Raw genomic sequence first — 13,351 nt, 5'->3', positions numbered from 1 at the left:
AAAATTGTATTTCTGTTTCGTTAAAAAGTAAGGTTGATATTAACCCCGTAACGGCGCATGGAAGGTGTTTGTGGGCTGGATTCGCCGCCTGAAATATATTGGTTCAAATCAATATCTTTCTTTTCAGCGAAGTAAAGCAGGTTGCGACCTACCAGTGAAACCGACGCAGAACGGAATATTTTCGATCTTTCCAGCCAGCTGTTCGGGATCGCATAGCCGATCACCACCTCTCTAAGCATTGCAAAAGAGCGGCTCATTAAGTTGCCTTGCTCGGTGTTGTAATAGCGGCTTACCCAGTCCTGAACATATTGTTTGGTTGCATTAGGGGCAAATTGCAGCTCCGCAAGGTTGGTGATCTTACCATCCACATCGTAATTAAGCGCCTTGCCATTGCTGACCTGAACACCTTCGCCAAGATAATTTTTGCTATCCGCAACACCGGCTTTGAAACCCTGCCAATCCAGTTCTCTTGCCTCGCCCAACGCGCCCTCAGCAAGCAATGCATTTCTTCCGCCACGGAATGTTTGTTTTTGCACATAATTGGAGATCACACCGCCGATACGGCCATCAAACTGGAAGCTCATGCTCACATTTTTGTAGGCAAATTTGTTGTTTACACCAAACACAAATTTCGGGTTCATATAGCCCAGGAACTGGTTCACAGGCAAATAGATAGGACGACCGGAATCATCATTAATGATCTGTCCGTCAGCCGTTTTGGCAAATGAACGTCCATAGAACTTATCCATTCTGTCCCCTACTTTCAGGAAGGTGTTCAATGCATCCACACCCGGATAGATCTCCTTCAAGACTTCTTTATATGTGGAATAATTGGCAACCACGTCCCAGTTCAGGCCATTCGCGCTTTTCAACGGGGAACCTGTCAAGGCAATCTCCCAGCCCGTTTTCCGCGTGTTGATCCCGTTCACCAGATAAGAATTGTAACCCGTTGTAGTTGAAACCGGTAAGGCGTAAATTCTCGGTCCTTCATCAGAAATAAAATAGGTTGCATCCAATCCGATTCGGTTTTGCAGGATCCTTACATCCAGGCCAAGCTCGGTCTGGGAAGTTGTGCTGGGCACAATGTTCGGATTATTCAATGTATTGGTAAAATAGGCCGCAGGCGTGTTATTATAGGAGAATGGTGTTGAATAAACTGCCGCATTCTGATAAGTAGGACCACCATAAGGAGAGAAATACTGGTCACCGTAACCCAGCGGATTGGCATCACCCAAAGCAGGCGTCGTTCCGATTGTTGCACTCGTCAACCCGTCTTTTACATTCGCATAAGAAGCCCTCAGTTTCAGGAAGGAAATCACCTGCGGGATCGGCAGGTAATCCGAAAGAACTGTGGACGCCGCTACCGAAGGATAGAAGAATGTGTTGTTTCCAGCTGGCAAAGTCGACAGCTTATCTACGCGACCCGTTGTAGAAATCGTGAAGAAATCTTTGAAAGAAAAGTCAGCTGAGTAATAAGCTGAGTTCACACGCATATTTGAGTTGAAATTCGACGTGCGAACCGGCCTTAACGAGTTGTTGAAATTGTACAACCCCGGAACGTTCAAGTAATCCGTAGAGCCATATTGCGAGCTGTATGCAAAATTCCGAAGGTTACCACCCGCCCAGATTTTTGCATTGAACCCTTCGAAAAGATCTTTGTCAAACTTCACGAGAATGTCCGTGTTGTTTTCGAACAGATTGCGGCGGTCTTCGCGATAATCGCCTTTCGCTTCTTCTCTTCCGTATGAAGTGGCAGAGTAAGGCATTTTTTCGCTCCTGAAAAGATCCCAGGTCGTAACCTGCGTCCTGAATGTGGCTTCCAGAAAGCTGTTGATCTTGTAAGTCATGGCAGCCTGGCCAATGATATCCGTTTTCTGATGTCCGCGCAGCCACTCATAACTCATGAAATAAGGGTTGTTATAGCGCTGATATTCAGCATATATTTGTTGAACTCCCTCTTTTCCAGGCTGCCAGTAATTACGCATATCGGCCACATTCCAGTCCGCCCCCGCCCAGAAGACCATATTATAGATGATCGAGTTCGGGCCGTAGTTAATGTCCGGAATATTAGGCGAATACTGGCGATTATATTGCAGGCTTGACTCAAACTTCCATTTGTCGGAAAACTTGTAGTCGGCCGTTATGTTGAAGTTGGTAATGTTCAGCTTTGTGTTGGGCACAATGCCTTTCTGGTAAATATTCGAGACAGAGAAACGAATGTTGTGTTTTTCACCGGAGGCCGAAACAGCTACATTATTCGTTGACAAGATCCCTGTTTCCAAGAAGCGTTTCAGGTTGTCCTTTCCGCGATTGATCCATGGCGTCGCTGACCTTACTTTCGTGATCGGATCAACCGGGCTGTCATACTGCGGGATCAGCTGACCTTCAAACTTCGGTCCCCAGCCTCCATCGTAGTCGCCGTCATTCAATCCCCCACCCTTACCATCTCCAAAGGCATAGCGTCCGTGATCGCCGGGACCATATTCATCCTGCACTTTTGGGATAGCATAAAAGCTTCTATCCATCATTGTGGACGAGTTGAAATCCACCGAGAAGCCCCTTTTATCCTTGGTTCCGCGCTTTGTAGTGATCAGGATAGCACCGTTTTTTCCACGAAAACCATATAGTGCTGAGGCACTTGCGCCTTTCAGAACCGAATAAGTCTCAATGTCGTCCGGGCTCACATTCCACGTATCCGAGTTCACCGGAACACCGTCCACTACAAACAGCACGTCCGTGTTACCACGCAAATTAATGTTAGGTCTTCTCAAAAGTTCAGGCTGGGCACCGATCGTCAGACCAGCCACTTTACCCGCCAGTGCATTGATCGCATTCGGGTCACGCGCTTTCACTGTTGAAGCACCGTCAACCGTCTGAATCGCAACCCCGATGCGGCGAACGTCTTTTTTGATACCCAAAGCCGTCACAACCACCTCCGTAAGCTGGCGAAGGTCTGTTACAAGCACTACATCCAGGCGGCTTTTTCCGTTAACCGGCACTTCCTGCGTTTGAAAACCGAGGAAAGAAACCATCAGGACCGCATCATTGTTCGCTACGTCCAGTTTGAACTTTCCATCCGCGTCGGTGATCGTACCGCTGGTGCTTCCTTTCACGATTACGCTCGCTCCGGGAATCGGCGCTTTGTCTTCCTGGCCCGTTACTTGTCCGGTCACTGAGCCCTGGGCAGCAGCCAGTTGCGACATGAGCATGCATCCCACTGCAAAAAACAGCTGACAGCCCCGTCTCAATAGGCCAAGCCTTCGTTGTAAGTAAATTTGTTTAATCATGGAGCAAATAGTTTAATTGTTACAGGAATTGAAAATTGAAGTAGGGTATTCAATCAAATTGCAAAATTGCGCTATAAATCCTTTAAACGTGTTAAGTATTTATTAACATACTATAAACAAATCAACCCATAATCCGGCGGGGAAACGAAATTCGGCAAAGGTAAATAATGAGAAATACGCGCGGTGGCTTCCCCGGCGCAATCCTGACTAAATGGAGCGTTACGCGGGTCTGTTTGGTGTGAAAATGTCTGCGATTCCCTTTAAAATTATAAAAATAAGTTTAGATAAAATACAAGGAACAACAACCTTATTTCACTGGAAGGTGACATTTACCCCCACTTTACATCCAGATTGCAATTTTATATTGGAAATCGGATAAGATTTTCTTCCAAGCCTCACTCCGGCCACCCGGTAAGGACTACAAACTAGTTTGTAGACGGCATCCTCAAACGCAAAATTTCAGGCAAATGCAGAACGGGCCCACTTTCCAAAAGTGAACTAATATTAAATATATGGAACCACAGGATAATTCAAACCCGCCGTATAAAAATTAGATTGTATTGGGAAGTGTTTTTATACCTAGCATTCGGCGAACCCAGGAGGAGTTGACGGGCAGTCGTCGCCCTATGAAGAAAACACTATTTAATTAAATATTAATTACAATTTAACAGGATATATTAGTAGAAAAAAATGCGAACTTCGCTTTTTAATTGTGAACAATACACTTAATATATCCAATGCGTCATTTGATTCAGAAAGTTTCATTGCTTTTTCTGACTTGTCCCATAATGGTTATGGGACAGACAGCGAAAGGAAATTATTCCCTGCTCCCCTTAAAAGACCTCAGCTCATTTGAAAGCACAAGCCCGAACTGGTCCGTACAAGGCGATGTGGCCATCCACCCGACGGGAACAGCAAAACCTAAAACCAAAGCGGGAGAAGGCATCCTGATCGGCAGCCCAGGTAAAGCCCTGACAACGAAATTAAAAGCAGGCGACCTCCGGTTGGCCACCGAATTTATGGTTTCCCCAGGCGCAGAAGGCTACATTGTGCTGCCGGGCGGACAGAAAGTAAGAATTTCCGACAGCAGCCATCAACGTGATGCCAATGCTTCCACATCCGGTTATATCGGACAATTTCCAACGCAAAACGCTTCCAAAGCACCGGGGCTCTGGCAAACGCTTGAACTCGTTTACGACGCGGCCGTTCCTGGCGTAGCCAACTCTGCCCGGCTCAATTTGTTGTCGTTAAATGGTGTCACAGTGCTGGAAACTGTTTATCTGCCTAATTCCCAGGCTACCGCAGAAGGAAAACCGCTCTCATTTGAGGTAAACAAGGGAACTATCGCGTTCAGAAATGTAGGTTATCAATTGCTTGCGAGTCGTAAGACATTGACATTGAATAACCTGGCATACAAGGTTTATTCGGACAAATGGGATGCAAAGGAATATAGCAAGCTTTCTCATGAAGGAAAATCTCCAACATTAACCCAGGAAGTGACGAACGGAATGCGCGAGTTCCATTTGGTTTACGAAGGCGATATCGATGTGCAGGAAGCAGGCGAATACATTTTTACAAGCATTTACTCCGGCCCGATGTTCGATTTTGAAGTAGATGGAAAGAGCGTGATGAGCACGGGCGAAAGCACTTCACAGGAAACGCACACGGGCACAGCGAACCTGACGCAAGGCGCTCACAAATTCAAGATACATTACTCCCGCTTTCCATGGAGACAACCCGCATTGGGGCTTCGCGTTGAAAAAGCGGGCATTCGTCCCTACGACCTGCACGTGCTTTCATCATTGCCCGAGCCGGAGCCGAAGCCATACATTAGCGTGACGCCCGACAAGCAGCCCGAAATGGTGCGTTCATTCATCCAGATCGAAGGCGAGAAATATAAGCGCACACATTGCATTTCAGTTGGAAGCCCGCAAGGATGGAGCTACACGATCGACTTGAACCGCGGCGCAATGCTGCAAGCCTGGCGTGGACAGTTTGCCAACGTTACCGAAATGTGGTACGAACGCGGCGAACCGCAACTGTTAACCCCTGCGGGACTGAGCGTCCACGTTTCGGGCAGAAGCAGCCTTGCCGTTTTAGCCGACAAAGCAACAACCTGGCCGGATTCTTCGAACATCAATTTCCTGGGCTACAAAATCAACCCGGAAGGATTTCCTGTGTTCCGCTATGCAATCGGCTCGGCGACAGTAAGCGATCAGATCATTTCCAATGACAAAGGAATGTCCCGGACATTTACCGTAGAAGGCAAGCCTACCGGCGCGATTTATTCGTTGCTGGGATCTGGAAAACAGATCACTGATCTCAAAAACGGCCTTTTCCAGATCGATAACCGCTATTATATTCAGGTCAATCAGAAAGCTCAGGCCATTGTGAGGCCTGCCGGAGACAATCAGGAACTGGTGTTGCCTGTGTCCGATTCGGCTACATATATGATGTTCTGGTAACCATATTCTTAGATTCCACTCAATGAAAAATATACTATTAACGACGCTGATATCACTTGGATGTGTCTCAGCGTATGCGCAATCGAAGCAAAATAAAGAGGATGATTTCTACCGGATCGTTACCATCCCCATTCCCGAGAACATTAAAATGGAAGTCGGCGGCATGCAGGTGCTTCCGGACGGCCGTCTGGCAACTTCTACCCGCCGCGGCGAGGTTTGGATGATTGGTAACCCCTATCTGAAAGGCGATGGGCAGCCTTCTTTCCACCGTTTTGCTTCCGGCTTGCACGAGCCGCTGGGGCTTTTGTATCGTGGAAAGGATTTTCTGATCTCACAACGCGGGGAAGTAACCCGCCTTGTGGATACGGACAATGATGGCATTGCCGACGTTTATGATTCGTTTGCAAAATGGCCATTATCAGGCAATTATCACCAATATTCTTACGGTCCCGTGCCGATGCCGAATGGCGAGCTGCTCGTAACGTTGAACCTCGACTGGGTAGGACGCGGTGCAAGCCAGTCAAAATGGAGAGGCTGGATGCTGAAATTGGGTGAAGACGGTAAGTTGACGCCATTCGCAACCGGCCTTCGCTCCCCTTCCGGCTTCGGCTCTTACAAGGGAGATATTTTTTATACCGAAAACCAGGGCGACTGGGTGGGTTCCGGCCGTATGACGCATTTGGAAAAAGGAGATTTTGCCGGAAACCCGGCTGGTTTGAGATGGAGCAAAGAAGAAGGTTCGCCGGTTAAGCTTACCCCATCTGATGTGCCTAACACAGGCGAACCGCTGTACGATGTTGCCAAAAAGTTGCCGGGTCTGAAAGCGCCGGCGGTTTGGTTTCCGCACACGCTCGTGGGCATTTCCACTTCGGACTTTAAAGAAGATGTTACCAATGGCGCCTTCGGTCCGTTTTCGGGACAAATGTTCGTGGGTGATCAGGGACACAGCATTATCACCCGCGTGGATCTGGAAAAAGTGAATGGCGTGTGGCAGGGAACTGTTTTCCCTTTCCGCGAAGGTTTCATGTCGGGGATCTTGCGGATGGAATGGGGCCTGGATGGTTCTATGTTTGTAGGACAAACAAGTCGCGGCTGGTCTGCAACGGGTAAGCAGGAATTTGGCATTCAGCGATTGGTTTGGACGGGTAAGATGCCTTTTGAAATGAAAAATGTGCGTTCTATGCCGGACGGTTTCGAAATCACGTTCACAAGCCCGGTTGACAAAAAAGCCGCAGCGGACCAGGAAGCGTACAAATTGAACAGCTTTACTTACAAATATCACCAGACTTACGGCAGCCCGATCGTTAACACGCAGGAAGTGCCTTTGAAAGGAATAGTAGTTTCAGAAGATGGCCTGAAAGTGCGCCTGGTTCTTGATCCTGCGTTGCTCCGCAAGGGTTATATTCACGAAATCAAGGCGGATGGCGTAAAAGGTGCGGATGGTAACCCATTGCTGCATGCGACCGGTTACTATACATTGAACGAAATTGCTTCTGGCAATCCGGTAAATGCTTCTGCCTTCACAACGACGGTTAAAGCGGTTGCGGTGGATCACAGCGCGCATACAATGCCGGTCGCTGAAACTGCTAATTCGGCCCCTTCTGCAAAGCGTGTTGTGGAAATGCCCGCCAGCTGGACCAACGGCCCGGATCAGACGATCACAATCGGAACCGTTCCGGGATTGAAATTTGATATTTCCGAAATTCAGGTAAAAGCAGGAAGCCGCATTAAAATTGTCTTCAACAACAATGACGATATGCTTCATAACCTGGTGATTACCAAGCCGGGAACAGCCAACGCGGTGGGTGAAGCGGGCCTTAATCTGGGTTTGAAAGGTTCAGAGCTGAATTATGTTCCCAAAACGAATGACGTTTTGTTCCATAGCAACATTGTAGAGCCCGAAAAGTCAGAAAGCATCTATTTCGTAGCGCCAAAACAAGCCGGAACCTATCAATACGTTTGCACATTCCCGGGACATTATACATTAATGCAGGGCAAATTGAAGGTTACCAAATAGTATACAAATCTTCGGTAAACTGCTGTGCTGCAAATACTAACATGACAGCACAGCAGTTTATTTTCCAATTCTTTCCACTCGTCTCATAAATTTCCGCATTACCTTAAATATGGCAAGGAGAATAAAACCACATGCCGCTTTGATTAGCATAATTCGTTGAAATTATAAAACAATGTCAATAACCAAAAGATTTGAGTAACGAAGCGCACATATCAAACCTTTCTGACATCAATATCCAGCTCTGGCTGCGTTTTAAAGCGGGCGATTCGGCTGCATTAGGCCAGCTTGCACAAGTCCATTACCGCGCTCTTTACAACTATTCCACCAAATTTTCGTCCGACCCCAACTTTATCCGGGACTCTATCCAAGAGCTTTACCTCGAATTATGGGAACGGAGGGAACAACTCTCCGAAACTGCTTTTGTCAAATCATATTTATTTAAAGCGCTGAGACACAAGCTTATTAAGGAAAGCATTCGTTTGAAGCGCTTTCAGGAGCCTAAGGAGCTCTTTGATCTGGATTATGAAGATGCGCCCGTGGAGTCGCAGATCATTGCCGATGAAAACGCGCAATCGCAGTCCAGCCACCTTAAACGAATCATTACACTACTCTCCAAGAGGCAACAAGAGGTCATTTACCTGCGCTTTTACCAGAATCTTGACAACGAAGACATTGCTCACATTATGGGTTTGGGACGCCAGAGCGTTTCCAACCTGTTGCACCGCACATTAAAGGAGATCCGTCAGATATGGGCACCCGCTGAGTTTCTCTGGGCTTTGCTTGTTATCACCTCCCTTCTATAAAACCGTTCTCTCGCGGTATTATCATTGTTTTATAACTATTTCAAAAAATATTTTAATTATTTTGGTTATAGTTATCCAAAAAGCGGACATACATACTAAAGACTCCAAGCTTTATTTATGGATTACCGCTACCACACAGCCGAAGAATTAGCCATGGATGACTTGTTTCGCATGTGGGTCACAGCGCCCACCCCCGAAATCACAACATTCTGGCTCAAATGGATTGCGGAAAATCCCGAAAAATCCGGCGAAGTGGGCATGGCGCGGGAACTGGTGTTGGCAGTGTACGACATGCACAACGACGACCTTACCGAGGAAACCATTCAACATGAAATTGAGGAAATTACCAGGCTGGCAGAGATTCAGAAACAAAACCGTGATACGAACATTTACCAGTTCGTAGGCCAACCAATATGGCGCGTTGCAGCTATCTTTTTGTTTGTTTCTGCCATTGGGCTATGGCTTTACAGTCGCGAAAGCAATACGGCCTCTCCCTATGCACATGTGAAAAATGCCGCCGTCGAACCTATGCTTGTGCGTAAGAATGCCGGTTTACACGAAATGACGGTGCTTTTGAGCGACAACAGCGTTGCAACACTTTCGCCGGGCAGTACGATCACCTATCCAAAAACTTTTGCCTCAGGCGAACGGAAGGTCATTTTAACAGGGGAAGCATTTTTTGATGTGGCCAAAAATCCCAAGCGGCCTTTTTTGGTATACACGAATGAAACAGTGACCAAGGTGCTTGGAACGAGCTTCCGGGTGAAAGCGCTGGACGCGGAAAATACAGTGATGGTGCTGGTGAAGACCGGCAGGGTTTCTGTTTACCCCAAAACAGAATACGAAACGCTCCAGAACAAGCCGGATAAAAAGGTGTCGGTCATTGTGTTGAATCCCAATCAGCAGGCTGTCTTTAACCGAAAAGAAAATAAGCTTGAAAAGGGAATGGTTGTGAACCGCCAGCTGCTTTCGGAGCTGACGGCTCAAAAAGAAATGATCTTCGACGAAAAGCCGGTTTCACAGGTTTTCAAAACCTTGCAGGAAATGTACGGGATCGTGATTGATTACAACCAGGAAATACTTGTCAATTGCATCATTACCGCACAATACAGCGACGAAAATCTCAAACAGCGACTGAGTGCCATTTGCCAGGCGATCGGTGCCAGCTATGAGATGGTGGACGGGAAGATTGTGATTACCAGCAAAGGTTGCAGCTAGTGTAAATGCTTGAATTTAACTCCACTTCCGCCTATGGGATGATGCAAAATCTGTGAATTTTTTGTCCTAATCTTTGAAGTACTGACCTAACAACTAATTATATGAAACAACACCGACTCCCGTCCAGGTTACTCTATGATGCATTTAAAATATCACTTTATCAATTATTAATTGCCTTTATCTTTTCGAGTTTATCCGCTGCGGCCATTGTCGACGCCCAGGATATGTTGAATCAGAAAGTTACGATCCAGGTGTATAACCAGGAAATTAAATCGGTTCTGAACAAGCTCAATAAGCTGACGCAGATCCGTTTCACGTACAATTCGTCATTAATCCGTTCGCAACAAAAAGTTTCGATCAATGTGGTTGAAAAGCCGCTGGCCGATGTGCTGGACCAGCTTTTCAAGCCTATTAACATTGCTTATAAGATTGAGGGAAAGCAAGTTGTGCTGGTCAAGGCCAATGCAGAACCAGGCAGCGCGATCCCAGCCGTCATCAATAATCCTTCGACCATTGACCGGACAATCTCGGGGAAAGTCTCTGATGAAAAGGGCCAGCCGCTTCCCGGCGTGAGCATTGTGGTGAAAGGCACGAAAGCGGGCACCGCCACAAATACCGAAGGAACGTATCAGCTGAGCGTTCCGGACGCCGGCGGCGTTCTGATATTTTCCTACGTGGGCTATAAACCTGAGGAAGTGACCCTGGGAAGCCAAAGCACATACGATTTGTCGATGAAACCCGACGAGCGCAATCTGGAAATGGTTGTGGTCACTGCACTGGGAATCAAGCGGGATGCAAAAAAGCTGGGTTATTCTACAGCAACAATTGATACGGATGAAATTACAACAAACCGCACCACGAACCTGGGAAACAGCCTGCAAGGAAAAGTGGCCGGATTAAATGTAACGCCGCCAGCCAGCGGACCGGGCGGATCAACCAAAATCCGTATCCGCGGCCAGTCGTCCTTCGGCGGAAACAACTCGCCGCTGATCATCGTGAACGGCATTCCCATTAATAACAGCAGCGTTTCTGCGGGCGGATCAAACGGAAATGGAACAGGGAACCCAACGGGCGGCTCATCCGATGCCGGGGACGGTTTGCAAAGCATTAACCAGGACGACATTGAGTCCATGACCGTCTTGAAAGGCGCCGCAGCAGCTGCACTTTACGGCTTCCGCGCGAAAGACGGAGCGATCATTATTACTACCAAGAGCGGAAGCAAAACAACCGGCATCGGCGTGGAGATCAACTCCAATTTTCAGGCGCAGCAGGCACTGGACTATACAGATTTCCAATACGAATATGGTCAGGGTGAATTCGGAAAACGCCCTACCACCACCGGAGAAGCACAAAGTTCAGGTGTTTTTGCTTTTGGCGAGCGCATGGATGGCGCGCCTACCCCTCAGTTTGACGGGACCACGAAGCCTTATTCAGCAAATAAAGACCGTATCAAAAACTTCTACCGGACCGGAACAAGTTTTACCAATTCAGTTGCGCTTTCAGGTGGAAACGAGAAAGGAAATTTCAGATTATCGTTCGCTAATACGGACGCGAATGCGATCATGCCGAATTCTGATTACCATAAAAAGATCTTTAATCTGGGTTTGAACTACAAATTTTCGGACAAGCTTTCTGCGCAGGTTAATGCGAATTATTCTAACGAGTATAATAAGAATCCACCCCAGATCGGGATCCAGGATATGAATGCCAATACGACCATTTACACGCTGGCAACGAGCATTGATACGGAATGGCTGAAAAATCGCAAAGACGCGAACGGCAACGAAATGCCGCTGGCTCGATTTACCAACCGGAACAATCCTTACTGGGTGGCTTATGACCGCTTTGAGAATGTTCGCCGCGACCGGATTTTCGGAAATACGTCTGTGCGCTATGATTTCACGGACTGGCTTTTTGTGCAGGGCCGCATTGGGCAGGATTACTACACGAGGCCATATAACTACAACCGTCCCACCGGAACAAGGTCAATCGGCGCCGTTGCAACAGGTTTTAATGGTTATTACTATCAGGATGTGGCGACTTTTCGGGAGCGCAACCTCGACGTCCTGGTAGGCGCCAACCGCACCTTTGGAGATTTTGGCATAGATATCACTTTGGGAGGAAACCAGATGCAGCAGATCAGCGACAATGTATCTACTGCGGTAACCAATTTTTACGTGCGTGACCTTTACACCATTGCGAACGGCCAGGTTAAAAACCCCAATTATGGTTATAGTAAAAAGAAAGTAAACTCTGTGTACGGAGCGGCCGAGTTTTCGTACAAAGGCTTCTTATTCGTGAATGTTACAGGGCGTAACGACTGGTTCTCAACATTAAACCCCGCTTCAAACAGTTATTTGTATCCGTCTGTGAGCGCGAGCTTTGTGTTTAGCCAGGCATTCGCGAACGCACCTAACTGGCTGAATTATGGCAAGTTAAGAGCTGCTTATGCGGAAGTTGGAGGCGATACAGATCCATATTCCAACAATTTATATTATGGGATCAATGCAAACCCTTTTAACGGGACGGCACTGGGGAACCTGCCTTCGACCGTTGCACCTAACGCAAATCTCAGACCATTGAAAGTGAAGGAAACAGAAGTAGGTCTCGAAATGAAAACATTCGACAGCCGTCTGAATCTGGACGTCTCCTTCTATCGCAAAAATACAGTCGACGAAATCCTGAACGTGGATATTTCCAATACATCGGGTTTCAGTCAGACCAAGGTCAATGTGGGTAAATTGAGAAACCAGGGCGTAGAATTCCTGCTGACTTTTGTGCCTGTGAGAACAGAAGGCGTAACCTGGGAAACGAGCTTCAACGGAAGCTATAACATTAGTAAAGTGCTTGAACTGGCAGCAGGGCAACAAAGATTTGACGTGGGAACGGGCGAATTCTTTGGGATCGTATCCCACGAAGTGGACAAGCCCCTCGCCTCTTTACGCGGATTCGACTACAAACGCGACGCGCAGGGCAACATTGTAACTTCGGGCGGATTGCCGCAGCAAGGGAGCCTCACCACATTCGGCAGCGCCATTCCGACCTGGGTGGGCGCCTGGGTGAACACAATCAATGTGAAAGGGATCCGGATCGGAACGCAAATCGATTTCAAAGCGGGTAACAAGATCCTTTCCAATTCCAACCTGAACTTCCTCCGCGAGGGAATATCCAAACCTTCGCTTGTAGGACGTGACGGTGGTGTTTTATTGGAAGGCGTAACGCCGGAAGGCGCTCCAAATACGCAACGCGTTGAAGCACAGCAGTTTTATACGGCTTACCGCAGCACCAACATTGCCACACCATTTGTTTACAACGGCGCATTTGTAAGATGGAGAACAATTTCGCTGGGCTACGACCTCTCACGCTTTTTGAAAGAAAAGACCTTTATCAAGGGTTTAAGCATTTCGGCCATGTGCAACAATGTGTTTTTACTCAAAAAATACATTGATAACCTCGATCCCGAAGCACAAGTATCCGCTTCCGACAATTTACAAGGCATCGAAACGCACACACTTCCAACCACAAGAAGCTACGGTTTAAACCTGAATATCAAGTTGTAAG

Annotated in this window: 6 protein-coding genes; 5 read left to right on the top strand and 1 reads right to left on the bottom strand. The window is 47.4% G+C overall.

Features of this window, described 5'->3' with window-relative positions; translation table 11 throughout:
• Nucleotides 1-20 precede the first annotated feature (20 nt).
• A complete protein-coding gene (locus tag NFI81_RS05565) occupies nt 21-3,287 on the bottom strand; it encodes a SusC/RagA family TonB-linked outer membrane protein (RefSeq protein ID WP_310589239.1) in 3,267 nt (1,088 codons plus the stop codon).
• Nucleotides 3,288-4,081: 794 nt separating this feature from the next.
• Between NFI81_RS05565 and NFI81_RS05560 the strand changes: the two genes are divergently transcribed.
• From NFI81_RS05560 to NFI81_RS05540, 5 genes are all read left to right on the top strand, one after another.
• Entirely contained in the window at nt 4,082-5,752 is a 1,671-nt protein-coding gene (locus tag NFI81_RS05560; RefSeq protein WP_234613554.1) for a 3-keto-alpha-glucoside-1,2-lyase-like domain-containing protein, read from the top strand.
• A 22-nt stretch (nt 5,753-5,774) separates the two neighbouring features.
• The gene (locus tag NFI81_RS05555) at nt 5,775-7,769 is read left to right on the top strand and encodes a plastocyanin/azurin family copper-binding protein (RefSeq protein ID WP_234613555.1); all 1,995 of its coding nucleotides are present in this window, start codon (nt 5,775-5,777) and stop codon (nt 7,767-7,769) included.
• A gap of 191 nt (nt 7,770-7,960) precedes the next feature.
• The gene (locus tag NFI81_RS05550) at nt 7,961-8,572 is read left to right on the top strand and encodes an RNA polymerase sigma factor (RefSeq protein ID WP_234613556.1); all 612 of its coding nucleotides are present in this window, start codon (nt 7,961-7,963) and stop codon (nt 8,570-8,572) included.
• A gap of 117 nt (nt 8,573-8,689) precedes the next feature.
• Complete coding sequence (locus NFI81_RS05545; protein ID WP_234613557.1) at nt 8,690-9,790, top strand: FecR family protein; 1,101 nt, start codon at nt 8,690-8,692, stop codon at nt 9,788-9,790.
• Nucleotides 9,791-9,891: 101 nt separating this feature from the next.
• Nucleotides 9,892-13,350 (top strand): SusC/RagA family TonB-linked outer membrane protein, encoded by a 3,459-nt coding sequence (locus NFI81_RS05540; protein WP_234613558.1) that lies wholly within the window; start codon nt 9,892-9,894, stop codon nt 13,348-13,350.
• Nucleotide 13,351 lies beyond the last annotated feature (1 nt).

Source organism: Dyadobacter fanqingshengii (genome assembly GCF_023822005.2).
Lineage (GTDB): Bacteria > Bacteroidota > Bacteroidia > Cytophagales > Spirosomataceae > Dyadobacter > Dyadobacter fanqingshengii.
This window is presented reverse-complemented; position numbering and strand designations above follow the sequence as displayed.